The 22,368-nt window shown below is 69.8% G+C and carries 19 protein-coding genes; 13 read left to right on the forward strand and 6 right to left on the reverse strand.

Features of this window, described 5'->3' with window-relative positions; genetic code table 11:
- Positions 1-68: 68 nt before the first annotated feature.
- Positions 69-737: a FadR/GntR family transcriptional regulator gene (locus KO481_RS18500; protein WP_215918382.1), complete on the reverse strand. Its 669-nt coding sequence runs from the start codon at positions 735-737 to the stop codon at positions 69-71.
- Positions 738-889: 152 nt separating this feature from the next.
- On the opposite strand from KO481_RS18500, the gene KO481_RS18505 reads away from it, so the two are divergent.
- The 4 genes from KO481_RS18505 (at position 890) to KO481_RS18520 (ending at position 6,689) form a co-directional block, all read left to right on the forward strand.
- Positions 890-2,068, forward strand: coding sequence for an MFS transporter (locus tag KO481_RS18505; RefSeq protein ID WP_215918467.1), 1,179 nt, complete (start codon positions 890-892; stop codon positions 2,066-2,068).
- Positions 2,069-2,363: 295 nt separating this feature from the next.
- Positions 2,364-4,895 carry a nitrite reductase large subunit NirB gene (gene nirB, locus KO481_RS18510; protein WP_215918383.1) on the forward strand — a complete coding sequence of 844 codons (2,532 nt, stop codon included), beginning with the start codon at positions 2,364-2,366 and terminating at the stop codon, positions 4,893-4,895.
- A gap of 142 nt (positions 4,896-5,037) precedes the next feature.
- Entirely contained in the window at positions 5,038-5,421 is a 384-nt protein-coding gene (gene nirD / locus KO481_RS18515) for a nitrite reductase small subunit NirD (protein WP_215918384.1), read from the forward strand.
- A gap of 32 nt (positions 5,422-5,453) precedes the next feature.
- Positions 5,454-6,689: a uroporphyrinogen-III synthase gene (locus tag KO481_RS18520; protein WP_215918468.1), complete on the forward strand. Its 1,236-nt coding sequence runs from the start codon at positions 5,454-5,456 to the stop codon at positions 6,687-6,689.
- Between the two features lie 287 nt (positions 6,690-6,976).
- Here KO481_RS18520 and KO481_RS18525 read toward each other — a convergent pair whose 3' ends face one another.
- Positions 6,977-8,041, reverse strand: a complete 1,065-nt coding sequence (locus KO481_RS18525) for an aldo/keto reductase (protein WP_215918385.1) — start codon at positions 8,039-8,041, stop codon at positions 6,977-6,979.
- Positions 8,042-8,161: 120 nt separating this feature from the next.
- Between KO481_RS18525 and KO481_RS18530 the strand changes: the two genes are divergently transcribed.
- The 4 genes from KO481_RS18530 (at position 8,162) to KO481_RS18545 (ending at position 11,100) form a co-directional block, all read left to right on the forward strand.
- A complete protein-coding gene (locus tag KO481_RS18530; RefSeq protein ID WP_215918386.1) occupies positions 8,162-8,995 on the forward strand; it encodes a helix-turn-helix transcriptional regulator in 834 nt (277 codons plus the stop codon).
- Positions 8,996-9,127: 132 nt separating this feature from the next.
- On the forward strand, positions 9,128-9,574 hold the full coding sequence (locus KO481_RS18535) for a VOC family protein (RefSeq protein ID WP_215918387.1): 447 nt from the start codon (positions 9,128-9,130) through the stop codon (positions 9,572-9,574).
- Positions 9,575-9,754: 180 nt separating this feature from the next.
- Positions 9,755-10,732 (forward strand): alpha/beta hydrolase, encoded by a 978-nt coding sequence (locus KO481_RS18540; RefSeq protein WP_215918388.1) that lies wholly within the window; start codon positions 9,755-9,757, stop codon positions 10,730-10,732.
- A 29-nt stretch (positions 10,733-10,761) separates the two neighbouring features.
- Complete coding sequence (locus KO481_RS18545) at positions 10,762-11,100, forward strand: TfoX/Sxy family protein (protein ID WP_215918389.1); 339 nt, start codon at positions 10,762-10,764, stop codon at positions 11,098-11,100.
- 27 nt (positions 11,101-11,127) lie between these two features.
- Here the strand turns inward: KO481_RS18545 and KO481_RS18550 are convergent, their stop codons facing one another.
- Positions 11,128-11,739, reverse strand: a complete 612-nt coding sequence (locus KO481_RS18550) for a TetR/AcrR family transcriptional regulator (RefSeq protein ID WP_215918390.1) — start codon at positions 11,737-11,739, stop codon at positions 11,128-11,130.
- A 105-nt stretch (positions 11,740-11,844) separates the two neighbouring features.
- On the opposite strand from KO481_RS18550, the gene KO481_RS18555 reads away from it, so the two are divergent.
- The 5 genes from KO481_RS18555 to KO481_RS18575 are packed head-to-tail and all read left to right on the forward strand — an operon-like array spanning position 11,845 to position 18,961.
- Entirely contained in the window at positions 11,845-13,218 is a 1,374-nt protein-coding gene (locus KO481_RS18555) for a flavin-containing monooxygenase (protein ID WP_215918391.1), read from the forward strand.
- Positions 13,215-14,396 (forward strand): serine hydrolase domain-containing protein, encoded by a 1,182-nt coding sequence (locus tag KO481_RS18560; protein ID WP_215918392.1) that lies wholly within the window; start codon positions 13,215-13,217, stop codon positions 14,394-14,396. Before KO481_RS18555 ends, KO481_RS18560 begins: the two co-directional genes overlap by 4 nt.
- A gap of 8 nt (positions 14,397-14,404) precedes the next feature.
- Positions 14,405-15,451 (forward strand): alcohol dehydrogenase catalytic domain-containing protein, encoded by a 1,047-nt coding sequence (locus KO481_RS18565; protein ID WP_215918469.1) that lies wholly within the window; start codon positions 14,405-14,407, stop codon positions 15,449-15,451.
- A gap of 7 nt (positions 15,452-15,458) precedes the next feature.
- Positions 15,459-17,195, forward strand: coding sequence for a steroid-24-oyl-CoA synthetase (gene casG, locus KO481_RS18570; protein WP_215918393.1), 1,737 nt, complete (start codon positions 15,459-15,461; stop codon positions 17,193-17,195).
- Positions 17,196-17,221: 26 nt separating this feature from the next.
- Positions 17,222-18,961, forward strand: coding sequence for an N-acyl-D-amino-acid deacylase family protein (locus KO481_RS18575; RefSeq protein WP_215918394.1), 1,740 nt, complete (start codon positions 17,222-17,224; stop codon positions 18,959-18,961).
- 10 nt (positions 18,962-18,971) lie between these two features.
- Here KO481_RS18575 and KO481_RS18580 read toward each other — a convergent pair whose 3' ends face one another.
- The 3 genes from KO481_RS18580 to KO481_RS18590 form a co-directional block, all read right to left on the reverse strand.
- Complete coding sequence (locus KO481_RS18580; RefSeq protein ID WP_215918395.1) at positions 18,972-19,853, reverse strand: TIGR03854 family LLM class F420-dependent oxidoreductase; 882 nt, start codon at positions 19,851-19,853, stop codon at positions 18,972-18,974.
- A 141-nt stretch (positions 19,854-19,994) separates the two neighbouring features.
- On the reverse strand, positions 19,995-20,309 hold the full coding sequence (locus KO481_RS18585; RefSeq protein WP_215918396.1) for a hypothetical protein: 315 nt from the start codon (positions 20,307-20,309) through the stop codon (positions 19,995-19,997).
- A gap of 155 nt (positions 20,310-20,464) precedes the next feature.
- The gene (locus KO481_RS18590) at positions 20,465-22,201 is read right to left on the reverse strand and encodes an NTP transferase domain-containing protein (protein WP_215918397.1); all 1,737 of its coding nucleotides are present in this window, start codon (positions 22,199-22,201) and stop codon (positions 20,465-20,467) included.
- Positions 22,202-22,368: the final 167 nt, after the last annotated feature.

Consider the following 22,368-nt stretch of genomic DNA (forward strand, 5'->3'; position numbering starts at 1 on the left):
TATCTCGAGCGATGACAGCCGCGGCAAATCCCGCTCACCGCGGCCGCGTCACCTCGGTGACATCTCGTTTACCGTTCCGGATACTCCGCGATCAGCGAGCTCAGGAAGCAGTTGGCCGCGCGCGCGGCGCGCTCGGGATCGCCGTCGATGACCGCGTTCACCAGCTCCGCGTGCTCGGCGTGATACGAGCCGCCCGCCTGAGCGGTGCGGCTGCGGATGCCCTGCTCCATCACCGGCAGTAGGGAGTCGTAGAACTCCAGATACACCGCGTTGTGGCTGGCGACCACGATGGCGCGGTGCAGCTGGATATCGGCGTGGATGGCGCCAGGGTCGTCCTCGTCCCAGGCCCTGAGGCGCTCCTGCATCAGCCGGTTCAGCATGGCGATGTCGGCATCGTCGCGGCGCTGGGCGGCCAGGCGCGCGGCCTGGGTGTCGAGCGCCTGACGCAGCTCGAGGATGTCTCGCTCGACCGCGTCGGCGAAGTATTTCGCCAGCGTGCCACCGAGGTCGGACATGGCGATGACGTAGGTGCCCGAACCCTGGCGGCGTTCGAGCATGCCCGCGTGGACCAGGGCCTGCACCGCCTCGCGGACGGTGTTGCGGCCGGTGCCGGTGAGCTCGGTCAGCTCGGGCTCGGTGGGGATGCGGGAGCCGACGGGCCAGCGGCCGGATCGGATCTCGGCCCGCAGCTGCTCCGTGACCTGTGCGATGAGGCTGGTACGCCGGACTTGTTGCACGGATAACAGCGTACATCGGCGTTATTGAATTGCCTCCCATCATCCGGTCATCCTATGATTTCTCGGTGACATCGACCGTGACTGCTGAGCCGACGACCAGCGAGAAGACGACCGCCGAGGGCCTGACCCGCCGATCCCTGTTCGAGGGACGAATGCTCGTCTTCGCCGCCATCATCGCCTCGGCGTTCACCCTGCGGCTCGCGGTCACCGCATTCACCCCACTAGCCGAGCGGATCGGAGCACAGGTCGGCTACTCGACCGCGATCGTCGGCGTGTTCGGCATGATCCCGACCGCGATGTTCGCCGCCGCGGGCGTCCTGACCCCGATCCTGGTGCGCCGGCTGGGGCTCGAGCGCACCGCGCTGGTCGCGATGCTGGCCGCCGGCGCCGGGCAGGCGGTGCGGGCGGTCGTCCCGCAGACCTGGGAGCTGCTGTTGTTTTCGGCGGTGGCCCTGGCGGGCATGGGCATCGGCAACGTCGTGATCCCGCCGCTGGTCAAGCGGTACTTCTCGGATCGTCTCGCGCTGGTCAGCGCGCTGTACATCACGATGGTGCAGGCGGGCACCGTGCTGCCCGCGCTGGTCGCGGTGCCGCTGGCCGACGCGGATGGCTGGCGGGTGTCGATTGGGCTGTGGGCGGTCGTGGCCTTCGCCGCGGCGCTGCCGTGGATCGGGGTGCTGCGTGATCGGCGTGGGCGTGACGTCGTCGACCGGACCGCGCTGCTCGCGGCCGAGCCCGACTCGGCCGCCGGGCGGCCCTGGCGCTCGCCGGTGGCGTGGGGCATGGCCGGGATGTTCGGCATGACCTCGCTAACCACCTATTCCATGTTCACCTGGATGCCGAAGATCTTTTCCGATGCGGGCGCGAGCGCGTCCTTCGGCGGCACCATGGTCGGCATCTTCTCGCTGATCGGCCTGGGTGCGGCCCTGTTCGCACCGACCGTCACCGCGCGGGTGCGCAATCCCTTCCCGGTTGTGGCCGCGTGCGCGGTCTGCTATGCCGTGGCGTTCACCGGACTGCTGGTGGCGCCGATGGCCGCGCCGCTGCTGTGGGTGTTGTTGCTGGGCCTGGGGCCCAGCACGTTCCCCATGGCGCTGACGCTGATCAACCTGCGCAGCCGCACCCAGGCCGGGTCTGCGGCGCTGTCCGGATTCACCCAGGGCGTCGGCTACCTGGTGGCCTGCGTGGGCCCGCTGCTGTTCGGGGTGCTGCACACCACCGTCGGCGGCTGGGGCGCCCCGTTCGCGCTGCTGGGTGTCGCGGTGCTGGTGATGCTGGCGGGGGCGTGGCAGGCGTGCAAGCCGCGCATGCTCGAGGACACCTGGAACTGAAACGACAGCGAGCCCGGCCGGTGCGAATTCACCGCCGGGCTTGCTCGCCGGTGAGGCGTGCGCGAAAATGTGGCGCAGGCCACGCGTGAAAGCCGTTCTCACCGTCCGGCGTTGCCGCGGTAGGCGTTTGCTCACGCGCGGAAACCGTTGCGTCACATCGACGAAACATTGGGCCGGTTCTCACGGCAAGATCACGCCGATCGTGAGCAACCGTTGATTCGCCGGTCATTTCGCGCAGCATCGGCGCAATACCCGTTTCCTACCGTGGGGTCATCCGGAATTCAGGAGGTCCCCTGTGAGTACGCCGAGCATTCCCGCCCAGCGCACCGTGGTCGTCGTCGGCCACGGCATGGTCGGCCACCGATTCGTCGAGGCGCTGCGGGCGCGCGACACCGAGAACCACTGGCAGATCGTGGTGCTGAGCGAGGAGGCCCTGGCCGCCTACGACCGGGTCGGATTGTCCTCGTACGTCGGCGAATGGGATGCCGCGGCGCTGGCGCTGCCCGGTAACGACTATCCCGGCGACGACCTGGTGGACGTGCGCCTGGGCGTGCGCGCGGAGTCCATCGACCGCGCCGCGCGCAAGGTCACCACGTCCGGCGGCGAGGTCATCGGCTACGACGCGCTGGTGCTTGCCACCGGGTCGTATCCGTTCGTGCCGCCCGTACCCGGCCACGATCGGGACGAATGCTTCGTCTACCGCACCCTCGGGGATCTGGACGGCATCCGGGCCGCGGCGGAGGCCGCCGGGCCTGGGGCGACCGGCGTCGTGGTCGGCGGCGGCCTGCTCGGCCTCGAGGCCGCCAACGCGCTGCGGCTGCTGGGCTTGGAACCTCATGTGGTGGAATACAATTCGCGCCTCATGCCTGCCCAGGTCGACGAGGGCGGCAGCGCGATCCTGGAGCGCCTGGTCACCGATCTGGGGCTGGCCGTGCACACCGGTGTGGGCACCACGTCGATCGAACCGGCGGATTCCGGTGTGCGGGTGACGCTCTCGGACGACAGCGTCATCGACGCGGCGCTGGTCGTCTTCTCCGCCGGGGTCCGCCCGCGCGATGAGATCGCCCGCGATGCCGGGCTGGAGGTCGGCCCGCGCGGCGGCGTGATCACCGACCTGGGCCTGCGCACCAGCGATCCGCACATCTACGCGATCGGCGAGGTCGCCGCGGTCGAGGGTGTCTGCTACGGACTCGTCGCGCCCGGCTACACCACCGCCGAGATCGTCGCGGACCGGATGCTCGGCGGCGCGGGCGAATTCCCGGGCGCGGACATGTCGACCAAGCTCAAGCTGCTCGGCGTGGACGTAGCCAGTTTCGGTGACGCGCATGGTACTTCCGAGGGCGCGCTGTCGGTGGTGCTGCACGACGCCGCGAAGGGCACCTACGCCAAACTCGTTGTCTCCGACGACGCCAAGACGCTGCTCGGCGGCATCCTGGTGGGCGATGCCTCGCAGTACGCGGCGCTGCGCCCGCTCGTGGGCAGCGAGCTGCCGGCCGAGCCCGCGGCGCTGATCTCGCCCGCCGGAGCGGAATTGGGCGCGGACGCCCTGCCCGACGACGCGCAGATCTGCTCCTGCAACAACGTCTCCAAGGGCGCGATCTGCGGCGCCATCGCCGAGGGCGCGGCCGATGTGCCCGCGATCAAGTCCTGCACCGCGGCCGGAACCTCCTGTGGCGGTTGCGTTCCCATGCTCAAGAAGCTGCTCGAGCAGTCCGGCGTGCAGATGTCCAAGGCGCTGTGTGAGCACTTCGAGCAGTCCCGGGCCGAGCTGTTCCAGATCGTCCAGGTCACCGGGATTCGCACGTTCTCGGGCCTGATCGCCAAGTATGGCAAGGGATCCGGCTGCGACATCTGCAAGCCCGCGGTCGCCTCCATCCTGGCCTCCACCGCGAGCGATCACATCCTGGACGGCGAGCAGGCCGCGCTGCAGGACACGAACGACCACTTCCTGGCGAATCTGCAGAAGAACGGCACCTATTCGGTGGTGCCGCGGATGCCCGGCGGCGAGGTCACCCCCGACCAGCTGATCACCATCGGGCAGATCGCCAAGGAATTCGATCTGTACGTGAAGGTGACCGGTGGTCAGCGCATCGACCTGTTCGGTGCGCGGGTGGAGCAGCTGCCGCAGATCTGGCAACGGCTGGTCGAGGTCGGCATGGAATCCGGACACGCCTACGGCAAGTCGCTGCGCACGGTGAAGAGCTGCGTGGGCTCGACCTGGTGCCGGTACGGGCAGCAGGATTCGGTGGGCATGGCGGTGCTGCTGGAGAAGCGCTATCGCGGTCTGCGGTCCCCGCACAAGCTCAAGCTGGCCGTCTCGGGCTGTGCCCGCGAATGCGCCGAGGCACGGGGCAAGGACGTGGGCGTCATCGCCACGGAGAACGGCTGGAACTTGTACGTCGGTGGCAACGGCGGCCTGACGCCCAAGCATGCGGTGCTGCTGGCCGGCGATCTCGACGACGAGACCCTGATCGCGTACATCGACCGCTACCTGATGTTCTACATCCGCACCGCGGACCGGCTGCAGCGCACCGCGCCGTGGCAGGAGTCGCTCGAGGGCGGGATCGAGTACGTGAAGCAGGTCGTCTGTGAGGACTCCCTCGGCATCGCCGCCGAGCTCGAGGCCGCGATGGCCCGCCACGTCGCCGGGTACAAGGACGAGTGGGCCGCGGTGCTGGAGGATCCGCAGAAGCTGTCGCGGTTCGTCTCCTTCGTCAACGCCCCGGCCGAGCCCGACCCGACCATCGCCTTCGACGACGCGGGCGAGCGCAAGACACCCGTGCTGCTCGGCCTGCCCGTAGTGCCGGGAGGAGGCAGCGGAGTGTAACCGCGAGGGGCACAGGGCAGACCGACAGCGTTGCAGCCGTTCCCAGCATGCCCGCCGCGGAGATCCCCGGGAAATAGACGCGTAATCGCGTGGAAACAGTCCGCCTGTACCAATAGGTAAGGCGTTCGGAGGAGAATTACCGATGACCGTGATCGACACCCCCACCATGGCCCCCGTCCTCACCGCAGGCTGGACGCAGGCGTGCCGCCTCGACTATCTGATTCCCGGCCGCGGCGTCGCGGTGCTGCTGAAGGGCGGGCGGCAGGCCGCGCTGTTCCTGCTGGCCGACGGCACCGTGTACGCGGTGGACAACATCGACCCCTTCGGGCGGGCGGCGGTGATGTCGCGTGGCATCGTCGGCGATCGCGCCGGGCTGCCCGTGGTCGCCTCGCCGCTGCTCAAGCAGGCCTTCTCGTTGCTGGACGGGCGGTGCCTGGACGGCGTCGGAGTCGCGCTGCCGGTATATGCGGTCGCGGTGCACGACGGGGTAGTGTCGGTGTCGAACGAGCCCGTGGATTGTCCGTGACCGATCGAGCGATGTACCCGGGGGAGCAGTCGATGGATACCGAACAGCGCGTGCTGGATGGGTTTACCGTCGGCGTCACCGCCGCCCGGCGTGCCGACGAACTCGCCACCATACTGACTCGCCGCGGCGCGACCATCGTTTCCGCCCCGGCCATTCGGATCATTCCCCTGGCCGACGACACCGAATTGGAGCGGGTGACACGGCAATTGGTCGCCGAGCCCCCGCAGATCGCCGTCGCCACGACGGGGATCGGCTTCCGCGGCTGGATGGAGGCCGCGGAGGGCTGGGGCCTGGCCGAGGATCTGCGCAGCACGCTGGGCTCCACCCGGCTGCTCGCGCGCGGCCCGAAGGCCAAGGGCGCCATCCGCGCCGCCGAGCTGCGCGAGGAATGGTCGCCGGCCTCGGAGTCCTCGGCCGAGGTGCTCGATCACCTGCTCGCGGAGGGCGTGGAGGGCGTGCGCGTGGCGGTCCAGCTGCACGGCGCCACCACCGAATGGGAGCCGGTGCCCGACTTCTGCGAGGTATTGCGTTGCGCGGGAGCCGATGTCGTGCCGGTACCGGTGTATCGCTGGGTGCCGCCGGAGGATCAGGGCCCGATGGACCGGATGATCGAGGCGATCATCACCGCCGCGCTGGACTGCGTGACGTTCACCAGCGCACCCGCGGTGGCCTCGATGCTGATGCGCGCCAAGGAAACCGGGCTGCTGGAGGGCGTGCTGCATGCCCTGCGGACCCGGGTGCTGCCCGCCTGCGTCGGGACAATCACCGCCGCCCCGCTCGAGGAGCTCGGGGTGAGCACCACGGTGCCCGGACGGGCGCGGCTGGGCGCGCTGGCCCGGCACGTCGCAGAGGAACTTCCCCGGCGCGCCAACCGGATTCACGCCGCCGGGCACGAACTGAGCGTGCGCGGGGGATGCGTGGTCGTGGACGGGACCGTGCGCCAGCTGGCGCCGGCACCGATGGCATTGATGCGGGCGCTGGCCCGCCAGCCCGGCCGGGTCGTCTCGCGGGGCGATCTGCTGGCCGCGCTGCCCGGCGGCGGTGACGATACGCATGCCGTGGAGACCGGGATCGCGCGGCTGCGGGCCGGGCTCGGTACCCCGAAGGCGATTCAGACAGTGGTGAAGCGGGGCTATCGGCTCGCCCTGGATCCGGCGGAGTGCGTGGACAACAATCCGCGCCCGGCCGCGGTCGCTCCGGCGAATCCCGCGCGTCCGTCGTCCGCGGGAGTCGGCTCGCCGCAGCGGCCGACCGCCATGGCGAGGTAGTCACTCGGGGTTCTGGTCGGCGAGTCAGCGGCCCGCGTTGCGGTCGGGCCGAGTCATGCCCGGCCTTGTCGTCCTGGCATTCGAGGGCCGGGATCCGCTATGCGCCAGGGGATTACGGCCACAGCTCTCCGGGCGGAGCGGTGGCAGACTCCGCCCGGGGCACGGGTCGTCGGTTGCGCGGGACCGATAGCAAGGGGTAGTGCCGGAACGACGGTGGTCGGGTAGTGACGGAATCCGCCCCGTCGCAGGGGTCTGCGACGGGGCGGATGTGCGTGGTGCGCAAGCGATTACGCGCGTGCCTGGATCTTCAGGTCGCCGCTGATGACCGAGCGGGTCATGTCGCGAGCGAGCATGTTGTGCGGGAAGCCCAGGTCGATCGCGCTGGCCTCGTCGAGGCGCGACAGGTGGGCGGCATCGAACTCGATATCCAGTGCCCCCAGGTTGTCCTCGAGCTGCGCGGGGGTGCGGGCGCCGATGATCGGCGAGGTCACCGCGGGATTGCGCAGCGTCCAGGCCAGCGCGACCTGCGCCGGGGACTTGCCCAGATCCGCGGCGACCTGCTTGACGACCTCCGCGATCTCCAGGCCGCGCGCGGTGAGCGAGCCCTGGGCCAGCGCGACGTTCTTCCGGTCGCCCTCGGCCGAGGCCACCGCGCTGCTCTCCAGGTCGGCGGCGGTGTACTTGCCCGTCAACACGCCGCTGGCCAGCGGCGACCACGGGATCACGCCCAGGCCCAGCTCCTTGGCCATCGGGATCAGGTCACGCTCGCCGGTGCGCTCGAGCAGGTTGTACTCGATCTGCAGCGCCACCAGCGGCGACCAGCCACGCAGGTCGGCGATGGCCTGCATGCGCGAGACCTGCCAGGCCGGGGCGTCGGAGATCGCGACGTACAGCACCTTGCCCTGCCGGACCAGGTCGTCCATGCCGCGCAGGATTTCCTCGACCGGGGTCGTGAAATCCCAGGCGTGCAGGTAGAACAGGTCGATGTAGTCCGTGTTGAGGTTCCGCAGGCTGGCCTCCACCGAGGCGATCATGCTCTTGCGGCCGTTGCCCCCGGAGTTCGGGTCGCCCGGACGGCGCAGCATCGTGTATTTGGTTGCCAGGACTAGGCTTTCGCGATTGTCGCGGGTGAACTCGCCCAGCAGGCGCTCGGAGCTGCCGTTGGTGTAGACGCTCGCGGTGTCGATGAAGTTGCCGCCGCGCTCGACGTAAGTGTCGAACTGGTTGCGGGCGTCGTCAGTGTCGGCGCCCCAGCCCCAGTCGGTGCCGAAGGTCATGGTGCCCAATGCCAGCGGCGAGACCCGCAGTCCGGAACGTCCCAGCAGCCGGTAGGTGTCCAGGGTGAGCGACATCAGGTCCTCCTGTGCTCGTGATCCGTTGTCGTAATTCAGTCTCCGGCGCGGCACGGGCGGGGGTAAGGGAAGGATTGGCCTAGGAACGCGGGTCCTACTCTCGCCGTAGACTCGAATTCGATGACCGAAACCGTCGACACCGCCCAGGAGCTCGCCGCCTTTCTGCGCACCCGGCGCGAGGGCCTGGACCCGCACGAGTTCGGGCTGCCGCAGCGTCGGCAGTCGCGGCGTACCCCGGGGCTGCGGCGCGAGGAGGTCGCCGAGCTGGCCGGGGTCAGCACCGACTATGTGGTTCGCCTCGAGCAGGCCCGCGGCCTGCGTCCCTCGCCCGAGGTGCTCGAGGCGCTGGCCACCGCGCTGCGCCTGGACCCCGACGAGCGCACCTACCTGTTCGATCTGGCCCAGCAGCGTCCGCCGAACACCGGGAAGCCGTCCACCACTGCCGATCCGGCCCTGGTGCGGCTGGTCGCTGACCTGTCGCCTCGCCCGGCGATGGTGTTCAACCACCGCTTCGACATCCTGTGCTGGAATCGCGAAATGGCAAGGTTGCTGGTGGATTTCGACAGGCTGCCCTCGCAGCAGCGCAACTCGATGTGGATGTGCCTGCGTCATCCGGTCATAGGCGCCGACTTCTATGTCGATCGCGAGCGCATCCTGCGCGAGGGCATCGCGGATCTGCGCGCGGCCTGGGGCGCGCATCCGGAGGATCGCATGCTTGCCGACATGATCGCCGAATTGCGCGCGACCGATGTGGAATTCGAGCGGCTGTGGGCCAAGCGCGATGTCAAGGTGCGCGCCCGTGGCATCAAGGTGATGCGGCATCCCGGGGTCGGCCGGGTCGCGGTGGAGTACGAGGTGCTGATGCCGCTGCAGGATCCGGATCAGCGGCTGGTGATCTATCGGGCGGCCGACGAGAACAGTCAGGCCGCGCTGGACCGGCTGGGCGCGGACTAGTCTCCGGTTGGAAGCACGCCCTTGCTCTGCCCGAAAAAATTTCGCAGAGTTCGTGAAAATGCGTCGAATGGGTTCGAGCGGCTACGACCTACTCGTGACAGCAGGTTCCCGAAACACCCCAAGGAGCACATCATGACCAGCGTCAGCACCTTCCTCTGGTTCGACACCGAGGCCGAGCGCGCCGCCGAGTTCTACGTCGCGTCCGTCCCGGATTCCTGCATCACCGGCGTCACCCGTGGCGAGGACGGCTCCGCGTTCGTTGTCACGCTCGAGCTCGCCGGTCACGCGATCACGCTGCTGAATGGCGGACCCGGGCACACCCACACCGACGCGGCCTCGATCCAGGTCGTGGTCGACGACCAGGAGGCGGTCGATCGGCTATGGGATGCCCTGACCGAGGGCGGTAAGCCCGGCCCCTGCGGCTGGCTCGAGGATCGGTACGGGCTGTCCTGGCAGGTGGTGCCTGCCGGGCTGACCGAACTGCTGAGCGGCGAGCGGGCCGCGGAGGTGGGCGCGGTCATGCGCACCATGTCCAAGCTCGATCTGAAGGTGCTGCGGGAGGCGGCCGAACGGGGCTGAGCGTCGGGGCGGCCGGCCGCATCCGGCATTTCGGATGCGGCCGGACCCGCAAAAGTTAGCCGACCGGAGGCTGATGCCTTCGGCTGGTTCGGTGTCCGATGATCGCGACCCCGTTCACATTCGGGTGAACACGCACATCGACAGGGCATACATTCGTTTTCTCGAGGCATAGTGGATGGAATGCGCCGAGTACTGCATTGTCTCTTCGTCGCGATAGCTGGGATCGCTCTGCTGATCCCCGGGGTGGCCTCGGCCGATGCCGGTCGCGGCCCGGCAGTGCTGGACGTGCGTCCGCTGGGCGGGCGGCAGTACCAGGTGGTCGTCTACTCCGCGGCCATGAACAAGCCGATCACGCTGTGGGTTTCGCATCCCGACGGGCCCGCTCCCGCGCTGTATCTGCTCAACGCCGTCGACGGCGGCGAGGCCGGCGGACCGTGGAACGTGCGCACCGACGCGGCGCGGTTCTTCGCCGACAAGAACGTCAACGTGATCGTGCCGATCGGCGGGCGCGCCAGCTACTACACCGATTGGGCGGCCGACGACCCCGCCCTGGGCCGCAACCAGTGGTCCACCTTCCTGATCCACGAACTGCCGCCGCTGCTGAACGCCCGGTTCGGCATGACCGGCCGCAATGCCGTTGCAGGAGTGTCGATGTCGGGCACCTCGGCGCTGGATCTGGCGATCGAGGCGCCGGGGCTGTACCAGGCGGCCGGGGTGTTCAGTGGATGCCCGAGCACGAGCGATCCCGCTGCCCGGGCGATGGTGTACTCCCAGCTCGCGTCGTTCGGCGCGGATGCCGCGAACATGTGGGGACCGCCCGGCAGCCCGGCCTGGGTGGCACACGATCCGGCCCTCAACGCCGCGCGGCTGCGAGGGGTGGCGCTGTACGTCTCGGTCGGAAACGGCGTGCCGGGCGCGCATGACACCCTCGCCGATCCTTCCATCGGCGGTAATGTCGGCGTGCTCACCGATCGCCTGCTGGCGGGCGGGGCACTGGAGGGGATCGCGAACGGTTGCACCCATGCGTTCACCGCCCGCCTCGCGGCGCTGGGCATTCCGGCCACCGAGGTCTACCGGGGCGGCACCCACTCCTGGCCGTACTGGCAGGAGGACCTGCACGATTCCTGGCGGGTCTTCGCACCCGCGCTCGGGGCTTAGTTGTCGGTGGCCGGTGCCACAATGCACCCATGGCGTACGACATGGAACTGGCCGATCGGATCCGGGACCTGCTCGGGCCCGCGCTTCCGGAGTCGGTCGAGAAGAAGATGTTCGGCGGCCTGGCCTTTCTGATCGGCGGCAATATGGCCGTTGCCGCCAGCGGTCAGGGCGGGCTCCTGGTGCGGGTCGATCCCGCGGAGGCCGATTCGCTGATCGACGGTAAGCGGGTGGCGCCGATGGTGATGGGCGGACGCGAGATGAAGAATTGGCTGCGCGTCGTCACGGACTCGGTCGACGATTCGGCGCTGCAGGAGTGGATCGATCGGGGGGTCGCGTACGCGCGCACCCTTCCGCCGAAATCCAAATAGCCGCACCCACGGTCGTCCCGGCTGGGATCAGCTGGGCGCCTGCAGGGCCGGGAACCAGATGTCGGTCAGCACCTCCGCGGCCTGCGCGGCGGTCACGTCGATGGTGCCCTGCATGGCCCACCGGGTGAAGAAGCGCTCGAGCTGCGCGACGAGCAGTTCGATGCGCAGCCGGGCCTCGTCGCGGCGCTCGCGCGGCCAGCGGGCGAGATACTGCGGCATGCCATCGGCCAGCGTCATGATGCCCTCGCGGGCCACCTCGCGGAACTCGGGCTCGAGGGCGGTGGCCTCGTCCCAGGCGGGCAGCAGATCCTTGTTCTCGACGAACCACGCGATGGCGCGGGCCATCCAGGCGTCGAACTCCTCGCGCGATCCGGTGATCAGCACGCGGTCCAGGTCGGCGTAGAAGTCCCGCACCGTCGGCAGGGTGCCCTGTTCGGCGATCGCCCTGAGCACCTCGGTCTTCCCGGTGAAATGCAGGTAGAAGGTGGCGCGGCTGCAGCCCACGGCGGCGGCGATGTCGTCCACCCGCACGCCCGAATAGCCCTGGGTCACGAACAGTTCCCGCGCCGCATCGATGATGCGCAGGCGGGTCAGTCGCTTCTGCTCCTCGCGTAGCGAGCCGCGTGGTGTCTCCGGCATGCCGACAATAATAGACGCTCCAACATTCACTAGACGCAATGTCTAGTGAGTGTTAGCGTGTGTATCACGTCACGGGCGGCCCAGCGGCCGAACAGGAGAACCGAGTTGGATACACGCGAACTGCCCCGGGTGTGCGTCATCGGCGCCGGACCGTCGGGAATCACCACCGCCAAACGCCTTGCCGAGCACGGCATCCCCTTCGATTGCTACGAGGCCTCGGACGAGGTCGGCGGGAATTGGTATTTCAAGAATCCCAATGGCATGTCGGCCTGCTATCAGAGCCTGCACATCGATACCTCCACGTATCGCCTGCAGTTCGAGGACTTTCCGGCTCCCGAGCACTGGCCGGACTTCCCACACCACTCCGAGTTGCTGCAGTACTTCAAGGACTACGTCGACCACTTCGGCATCCGCGACCGCATCCGGTTCAACACGAAAATCGTTGCTGCCGAACGCGACAGCGACGGTCTGTGGGTCGTCACCACGAACACCGGTGAGACCGCGGTCTACGACGTGCTGGCTGTGTGCAACGGGCACCACTGGGATCCGAGCCTGCCTGGCTATCCCGGCGAATTCGACGGCGTGCTCATGCACAGCCACGCCTACAACGATCCGTTCGACCCGATCGATATGCGCGGCAAGCGAATCGTGGTGGTGGGCATGGGCAATTCGGGCCTGGACATCGCCTCGGAGCTGTCGCAGCGGTTCGTCGCGGACAAGCTGTGGGTCTCCGCGCGTCGGGGCGTGTGGGTGCTGCCGAAATATGTCAACGGCCAGGTCGGCGACCGGCGGCAGACCCCGCGCTGGATCCCGCCGCGGGTGATGCTCAAACTCAAGCAGCGGTTCGTGCGCAAATACCGCGGGGAGATGGAGAATTACGGGCTGCCCAAGCCCGATCATCGACCATTCGAGGCGCATCCGTCCGCCAGTGAGGAATTCCTGCACCGCGCCGGCTGCGGCGACATCTCGTTCAAACCGGCCATCGCCCGGCTGGACGGCGCGCGGGTGCACTTCGCCGACGGCACCTCCGAGGAGGTGGACGTGGTGCTCTGCGCGACCGGATACCACATCAGCTTCCCGTTCTTTGCCGACCCGGATCTGCTGCCGGACAACAATAATCGCTTCCCGCTGTTCCAGCTGATGATGAAACCGGGCATCGACAACCTGTTCTTCATGGGCCTGGCCCAGCCACTGCCGACGCTGGTGAATTTCGCCGAGCAGCAGACCAAATTCCTCGCCGCCTACCTGACCGGTCGCTATCACCTGCCCGCACGGCCGGAGATCGATGCCGCCGTCCGTGCGCACGAGGTCCGCCGCGCGGGGCGATACTACGATTCGCCGCGGCACACCATCCAGGTCGAATTCGAGCCGTATGTGCGGAATATGCTCGAGGAGATCGCGGCAGGGGTGAAACGTGCTGCTGCGGCGGGTAATTCGTTGCCGGTTCCAGCCCGCGCCGGAGCCGGGGTCCGGGGATGAGCGAGCAGACCGCGGACAGGCGTGAACCATCGTCGCTACCCGGCTCGTCCGGCTTCTGCCTCGACGAATTCGCCGCGGTGCGTGCGGCATTCGATGAGCAGCTGGCCTCGGGCGAGGAGCTCGGCGCGGCACTGTGTGTCACCGTCGACGGTGACCCAGTGCTGGATCTGTGGGGCGGCTACGCCGATCCCGGCCGGTCCGCGCCGTGGCGGCCGGACACCCTGGTGAACGTCTTCTCCATCACCAAGACCATGACCGCGCTGTGCGCGCTGCTGCTGGTGGATCGCGGGGAGCTCGACATCCACGAGCGCGTCGCGCACTACTGGCCGGAGTTCGCCGCGAATGGCAAGGGCGAGATCGAGATTCGCCATCTGCTCTCGCACACCTCGGGCGTCTCGGGCTGGGAACGGCCGATCGAGGTCGCGGACCTCTACGACGCGGAGGCGGCCGCGGCGCGCCTGGCGGCCCAACCGCCCTGGTGGGAGCCGGGTTCGGCATCGGCGTATCACGCGCTGAGTTACGGGCATCTGATCGGCGCGGTCGTCCGGCGCATCACCGGGCGCTCGCTGGGCCGGTTCTTCGCCGAGGAACTGGCCGGGCCGCTGGGCGCCGACTTCCACATCGGCACCGGGCCAGAACATTTCGACCGCATCGCCACGCTGGTGCAGCCGGAGTTGCCCGAGTTCGACATGGCCGCCCTCGATCAGGACAGCATCCTGGTCAAGACCCTCACCAGCCCGCTGCTCGACGTGGCCGAAACCGCCACGCCCGGTTGGCGGCAGGCCGAGATCGGCGCGGTCAACGGGCACGGCAACGCGCGCTCGGTAGCCCGGGTCCAATCGCTGATCTCCTGCGGCGGCGAGCTGGGCGGACGAAAGTTCCTCTCGCCCAAAACCATCGAGCTCATCTTCGAGCAGCAGGCCGACGGGGTCGATCTGGCACTGCTGACCCCGCTGCGGTTCGGCATCGGCTACGGGCTGCCACAGCCGCAGACCGCGCCGCATGTGCCGACCGGCCGGGTGTGCTGGTGGGCCGGGTACGGCGGGGCCATGGTCGTCAACGACCTGGATCGCCGGATCACCTTCGCGTACACCATGAATCGCATGGCCGCGGGGCTGTTCGGTTCGGACCGCTCGGATGTGTACCTGCGGGCGACCTTCGAGGCGGTGCCGTCATGAGTGAGATGATGCGTGCGCTACAGCTGACGGGGCCCGGAAGACTGGAAATGCGTGAGGTCCCGGTGCCCCACATCGGGCCGGACGAGCTGCTGCTGCGCGTCGGCGCGGCTGGGATCTGCCATTCCGATTCGTACGTGCTGGGCCTGCCCTTCGCGCTGCGCGAGGACCCGCTGACCATGGGGCACGAGATCGCCGGAACCATCGAGGCGATCGGGGCGCAGGTGCGGGGGCGCACTGCCGGTGAGCGCGGCGTGGTTTACCTGTGCTGGTCGTGCGGGGTGTGCCGGGAGTGCGTGCGCGGCAACGAGAATGTGTGCCTGGCCGCGGGCCGGGCGGCGATGCCCCCGTGCCCTGGTCTCGGACCCGACGGCGGCATGGCCGAATACGTTCGGGTGCCGGCGAATTCGTTCGTTCCGATCGGCGATCTGGAGTTCGCCCAGGCCGCGCCGCTCGCCGACGCCGCGCTGACTCCGTATCACGCGATCCGCGGCGCGGCGGACCAGTTGTGGCCCGGGGCCACTGCCGTCGCGATCGGTATCGGCGGGCTCGGGCACGTCGCGGTGCAGATCCTGAAGGCCGTCACCGCGGCCCGCGTCATCGCCGTGGATGTGGCGCAGGACAAGCTGGACCTGGCCGCGGCCTGCGGAGCGGATCTGGGCCTGCTCGCGGACGGCGCCGCCGCGCGAATCCTCGAGCTCACCGGGGGCCGGGGCGCGGAGGCGGTCTTCGACTTCGTCGGCACCGACGCCACGGTGGCGCTCGCGGCCGAAACGGTCGCCCCGAACGGCGCCTACCGGATCGTCGGTCTGGGTGGCGGGGCGCTGGGCCTGGATGCCGGGCCCGCCGGGGGACCGGGGCTGCCGTGGGGTGCGACGGTGCGTAAATCGTACGGTGGCACCAGAAGCGATTTGCACGCATCGGTGGCGCTGGCACAGGCGGGCCGGGTGCGGGTGGAGGTGGAGCGGTTCGCCCTCGCGGACGGGCCCGCCGCCTTCGACCGCCTCGACCGCGGGCTCATCCGCGGCCGTGCCGTGCTGATCCCGGGACAAGAGTAGGACGCACATGACTGAGCCCACCGCACCGCGGACCGACCCGTCACCCGCCACCGGATCCGGGACCGCCGATTCCCGCCCCGCCACCCGGGGCGCCGGGGTTGGGGCGAGCGATCCCCGGGCCGCCGCCGCGGGCATCGCCGCGGCCCTCACCGGGCCGGGCGGGCCGTTCGAGATGACCGTCGAGGAGGTGCTGGGCGCGCCGATGCCGGTGCTGCGGCACCGCCGCGGATCGCTGCTCGAACTGCTCGACGCCTCGGCGGTCTGGGGAGACCGCGACTACCTGGTGACCGCGGACCGGCGCATGTCGTTCGCCGAACACTCCGCCGCGGCGGGCGCGCTCGCGGCCGCGCTGGCGGATCGATACGGCGTCGGCAAGGGCGACCGCATCGGAATCCTGGCCGCCAACACGCCGGAATGGGTCCTGACCTTCTGGGCGGCCCAGCGCCTCGGCGCGATCGCGGTGGGCTACAACGCATGGTGGGCGCCGCGCGAAATCGCGTACGGGCTCGAGCATACGACGCCGTCGGTGGTGATCGCGGACGCGAAACGGGCCGCGCTGCTGCGGGAATCGGATGCCGGGGTGCCGGTGCTCACGATGGAGCACGACGTTCCGGCGCTCGTCGACGCGTATTCCGGTGCGGTCCCGACGGTTTCGCTCGGTGAGGACGATCCGGCCGTCGTGCTCTACACCAGCGGCACCAGCGGGCGTCCCAAGGGTGTGGTGCATTCACATCGGAATCTGGTGGCCGTCACGGACTATCACCGCTTCGGCGACGCCATGGTCGCGGCGTTCCGGGGTCAGGAGCTCGCCGAGCCGAGCGACAAGCGCTTCCTGCTCACCTCGCCGCTGTTCCACATCGCCAGCCTGCACAACCTGGTGATTCCGCGCCTGGCCACCGGCGCGGCGGTGATTATCCATCAGGGCTCGTTCGAGGTGGACCGGGTGCTGCGGCTGGTGGAACGCGAGCGCGTGAGCAACTGGGGCGCGGTGCCGACCATGGCCGCGCGCATGCTCGAGCACGACCTGAGCGGCTACGACCTGTCCAGTCTGGCCGCGTTCTCGCTCAATGCCGCACCCTCCTCCCCGGCCTTTCATCAGCGCCTGCGCGAGCGGCTCCCGGTCGCGCAGGTCGCGCTGACCACCAGCTACGGGATGACCGAAAGTGGCACGGCCGCAACGGTTGCTACGCCACCGGAGCTGGCCGCGCATCCGGAGACGGTGGGCAGCCCGATCCTCGGCGTCAGCGTCGAGATCCGCGACTTGGACGGTAAGCCGCTGCCCGATGGGCAGGAGGGCGAGATCTGCGTGCGCAGCCCCTATGTGATGCTCGGCTACTGGAACGACGAGGCCGCCACGGCCGCCGCGATCGACGGCGAACGATGGTTGCGCACCGGCGATTTCGGCATCCTCGAGGACGGGCGCCTGCGATTGTCCGGCCGCCGCAGCGATCTCATCCTGCGCGGCGGAGAGAACGTGTACCCCATCGAGATCGAGAACGCCCTCGACGAGCACCCCGCGGTGGTCGAGTCGGCGGTGCTCGGGGTCCCGCACGAGGACCTGGGCCAGGAGGTGGCGGCGGTCGTGGTCGTCACCGACGCCGCCGCGGTCGGCGAGGCGGAGCTACGCGCCTTTGTCGCCGAGCGCCTGGCCTACTTCAAGGTGCCCGCCCGCTGGGTGATCACCACGAAACCGCTGCCGCGCAACGCCACCGGCAAGGTCGTGCGGCGGGAGATAGAGATCTGAGCCGGGCAATCACATGAGGTGATCCTATGTACGACAGCATCATCCGCGGCGGCCGCTGGTTCGACGGCACCGGCGCGCCATCGGCGGTCCGCCATCTGGGGATCCGCGCTGGGCGCGTCGAGACGATCTCCACGACGCCGCTCGACGAGACGGGCTGCGGCACCGTCATCGACGCGACGGGCAAGTGGGTGATGCCGGGCATCATCGATATCCACACCCACTACGACGTGGAGGTGCTGCTGGAACCCGGTCTGCCGGAGTCGGTTCGGCATGGCGTCACCACCGTCCTGCTGGGGTCCTGCTCGCTGTCCACGGTGCATGTGGGCGCTGAGGTGGCCGGGGATCTGTTTGGCCGGGTGGAGGCGATTCCGCGCCGCCACGTCATCGAGGCGATCGGCGATCTGAAGACCTGGCGCACCGCCGCGGAATACGCCGAGGCGCTGCAGGCACTGCCGCTGGGCGCGAATATCGCGAGCTTCCTGGGGCATTCGGATATCCGCGCCGCGCACATGGGGCTGGACCGGGCCACCCGCGCCGATGTGCGCCCCGACGCGGCCGAGCTGTCGGCGATGGAGCGGAATCTCACCGAGGCCCTGGACGCCGGCTTCGTCGGCATGTCCTCGCAGCAGTTGCTGTTCGACAAGCTGGACGGGCAGTTGTGCCGATCCCGGACGCTGCCCTCGACCTATGCGACCACGCGAGAACGGCGGCGGCTCAACGCGATCCTGCGGCGGCGGTACCGGGCGCTGCAGGGCGGGCCGGACGTGGCGCGCCCGCAGAGCCTGGTGGCCATGGCCGCCAGCACCCTCGGTATCGGGCGGCGGCCGCTGAAGGTGAGTCTGCTCTCGGCCGCCGACATCAAGGCCATTCCGGCCGTCGCACACATCTTTCCGGCGATCGCGCGGGTGCTCAACGGGTTGGGCGGCGACTTCCGCTGGCAGCATCTGCCGGTGCCGTTCGAGGTGTACTCCGACGGCATCGACCTGCCCGTGTTCGAGGAATTCGGTTCGGGCGCGGCGGCATTGCACCTATCGAATCAGCTGACCGAACGCCGGGAACTGCTGGCGAGCCCGGACTACCGGCGATGGTTCCGCAAGGACTACGACAAGAAGTACGGGCCCCGGGTGTGGCATCGGGACTTCTTCGACGCCGAGATCGTCGAATGCCCGGACGCCGCGGTGATCGGCAAGACCTTCGGCCAGGTCGGCCTGGACCGGGGCGGCCTGCATCCGGTGGATGCGTTCCTGGATCTGGTCGTCGAGCACGGCCCGAAGGTGCGCTGGCACACCACGATATCCAATCACCGCCCGCACGTGCTGGACCGCTTCGCCGCGGATCCCGGTGTGCAACTGGGATTTTCGGATGCCGGTGCGCATCTGCGGAACATGGCCTTCTACAACTTCGGGCTGCGGCTGCTGCGCCGGGTGTACGACGCCGAGCGGGCGGGCCGGGCGTTCATGACCGTCGAACGGGCCGTGCACCGCCTCACCGGGGAACTCGCCGACTGGTACGGCCTGGACGCGGGCCACCTGCGGGTCGGCGACCGCGCCGACGTGGTCGTCGTCGATCCCGGCCGCCTGGACGAGAGCCTGGACGCCTACGCCGAGCACCCGGCGCCCTACTTCGACAACCTGTCGCGCATGGTGAACCGCAACGACGACACCGTTACCGCGGTATTCGTCGGCGGCACATATGTTTTCGGCAACGGCCGGCCCGCGCCCGTACTGGGTGTCCAGCGCACCGGGCAGTTCCTGCGCGCCCGCTGAGTCCGAACACTCAGTTCTGGCGCGGAATCACCTCCGCGACAAAACGATCGATGAACTCGCTGTAGGGGCGGGTGTCGGTGGTCCCGATCACGAATTTGGTCAGGCCCGCGGCGAGGTAGCCGTCGAGCTTGCGGTGCAGATCGGGCCAGCCGTCCGCGATGAGGTCGGCGGGGTCCACGCCGGGGCGGCGGGCGCGAGCGCTGGCGGCGAACTCCGGAGGAATGCCGTCCTGCGCGAGGAAGAGGCTGATGCCGAAGTGGTCGGGCTCGATCTCGCGGTTCGCCTCGGCGGCCGCGGCCTGGATGGTCTCGCGGGCCCGCCCGGCCTCCTGCGGTGTCAGGAAGCTGCCGAGCCAGCCGTCGGCGAGGCGGCCGACGCGCCGCAGTGCCGCCGGGGCCGAACCGCCGAGCCAGAGATCGAGCGGGCGCGCCGGGCGCGGGCCCAGACCGTTCGCGGCGACGGTGAAGAACTCGCCCGCGAAATCCAGCTCGTCGCTGTCCACCGCGGTCCGCAGCAGCCGCAGGGATTCGTCGAACAGAGCGGCCCTGCGGCCCTCGGGCGCCGGGAACAGGTCGTATTCGCCGGGCCGGGCCGGGCGCAGGCCGAATACCGGAAGCACTCGCTTGGGCGCCAGCGCCGCCAGCGAGGCCAGCTGCTTGGCCACCAGCACCGGGTGCCGTCCGGGCAGGATCGATACCGAGGTACCGACCTTCAGCCGAGTCGTGCGAGACAATGCGAATGCCATACCGACTGTCGGATCAACCGTGTGCGAGTACACCAGCTCGGGCAGCCACAGCGAATCCACCCCTGCCGCCTCGAGCCGATCCACGACCTGCGCGAATCGCGCGGGCTCGGCGCCCGCTCCCACGCCGACTCCGAACCGGACCTTCATGCGCGCACTCCTCTGCAGGGATTCCTTTCTGGCAACCGAATTCGCGCGGTGGTCCATTCCCGTCGACGGGTGCGCTCCGACCTGTGATGGCGACGTCCGGGCCGCGAGAAGGCGGTCGAGTCGTTGCGGTAGTCCGGCGGGTCACCAGCAGAAGCGCACGGGGTGGGTGAACATCCACACCACGACAAGCGCCGCGACCACAGCCGCCGCACTCGCGATCAGGATCATCGACCGGCTGCGCCGCAGCAACGCACCGGCGGCGAACGGAGCTGTCCAGATCGCGACCGTGCCGATCACCCACCAACCACCGGCCATGTCGACCCGCGCGACGGTGGACCCGCAGCGGGTGTCCGCCGCCGCGAACAATCCGATCGCCACGCCGACTGCCGCCGCAGCCGTCCACACGGCCGCCGCCAGCGCGGTCACCGTCCACCGCGCCGCCGGATGAAGGTGCACGAAGTCGATTCTATTGGCCGCCCAGGGCGAACTATTGGTCGCGCAGCGCCGCGAGCGGCGTCATGTCGAAGCGGTCGCGCTGTCGCGCCCGCCGTGACCCGGTGATGGACGTCGAAGTCGATAGTGCCGAGGAAGCCGCACGGGACCGGTCGGCGTCAGACCGGTAGTGGGAGAAATTCGACCGCGGCCCCGTCGGTGGCGTGCGCCGGCACGATGACCAGGCCGTCCCGGTCCAGCAGACCGGCGAGGTGGGCGGTGCGCACGTGCGCGTCCCCGGCCCAGCCGCCCTCCGCTACCGCGCGGGCGGGCACGATTCTCGGTGCCGGGCCGGATATCTCGCCGGCATTGCGCAGCGGGCCGGTCACGGCGCGGCGCGGCGGGCGGCCGGTGAGCCCCTCGACGATCGCGGGCGCCACCGCCAGCAGTGTCGCGACGGCCGCGAACGGATTGCCCGGCAGCCCCAGAATCGCCCTGCCACCGTCGATTTCGGCGATCACCGTGGACCCTCCCGGCCGCAGGCGCAGCCGGTGCACCAGCACCTGGGCGCCGGCCCGATCCAGCGCGGCGCGCAGCTGATCGGCCGCGCCGCCGCCGGTGGCGCCGACGATCACCAGCAGTTCGCAGTCGCCGGCGTGGGCCAGGACCTCGTCGAAACCGTTCGGGGTATCGCGCAGGTGCACCCGGTCCAGGGGGTGAATTCCACACCAGGACAACAGGTCCGGCAGTACCGGCCCGATCGAGTCGCGGGTCTGGCCGGTGCGCAGCGGGCCCTCGCTGCGGATCTCGTCGCCGGTCATGACGATGCGGGCGCGCACCGGCCCGCGTACCAGGCCCTCGGCGACCTCCGCGGCCGCCGCGACCGAGACCAGCGCGGGCGAGACAGGCGTGCCCTCGACGGCGACAATGTCGCCGGGCCGCCAGTCCTCGCCGCGGCGGCGCACATCGTCGCGGATCGGGGCGTCCGGCAGCCGATGCAGCAGACCATCCGCGCCGCTGGCGACGAATTCATCGCGCACGACAGTGTCGGTGCCCTCGGGGATGTGCGCCCCCGTGGCGATGCGCACCGCCTCCCCGGGGTGCAGTCCGGCGGGACGGTCGCCCCCGGCGAACCCGATATCGTGACGTACCCGCCACGGCCCGTCGCCGGAGGTGGCGTAGCCGTCCATCGCCGAGACGTCGAACCGCGGCAGCGCCTCGGCCGCGGTCAGCGGCTGGGCCAGGGTCGCCCCCGCCGCCCGGCGCAGTGCGGTGCGGTGGGCCGGTAGGCGGGACAGCTTGCGGCGCAGGATGTTTCGGGCCTCGTCGAGCGACAGCGGGGCGGCCCGCGCGCGGGCGTGGGCGACATCCTCCGGGGTGTCGCAGTCGACCGCGCCGTCCAGGGGCAGCATCGCGGTACGCGCGGGGATCAGCGCCTTCATCGGCTGATTCATCGGTGCCTCGAGCCGGTCGAGCGCGTTCAGCAGCGCCGCCCGCCGCCACACCCCGACCAGATACTGGGGACGGCCGGACTCGTCGGCCGCGAACACCGCCTCGGCGTCGGTCGCGAGGACACGCGCGATCAGCTGCTCGATCGCGGCGGCGGACAGGAAGGGCATATCGGCCGCCAGCACGACCACCAGATCCGCGGGAAAATCACATTCCGCCAGGGCCCGCAGCCCGGTCGCGATCGCGGCGACCGGCCCGGATCCGGCCGGCACCTCCTGCACCTGCCGGATCTCGGGCCCCAACCCCGACCGATGCGGGCCGACCACGACCGTGCGCGCGCAGCCGGCCACCGCGTCGATCGCCGCCTCCAGCATCGACCGACCCCCGACCACGATCCCCGGCTTGTCCACCCCTCCCATCCGGGTGGCCCGCCCTCCGGCCAGCACGATCGCGTCGACGGTTGTCACAGTCGCTCACCCGCGCGGTACCTCATAGGGCCGATCGTAGTTCGCGGCGATCCCGATGCCGCACACGTACGGTGCCGGATCTGTCCGGGTCGGGGAGTGTACCGACCGTCCCGATCGGCCGGGCGAGCTCGCGGACAGGGCCGAGCCGCCTTCCAACGAGTGAGGCG

The organism is Nocardia albiluteola (assembly GCF_018860155.1).
Classification (GTDB): Bacteria; Actinomycetota; Actinomycetes; order Mycobacteriales; family Mycobacteriaceae; genus Nocardia; species Nocardia albiluteola.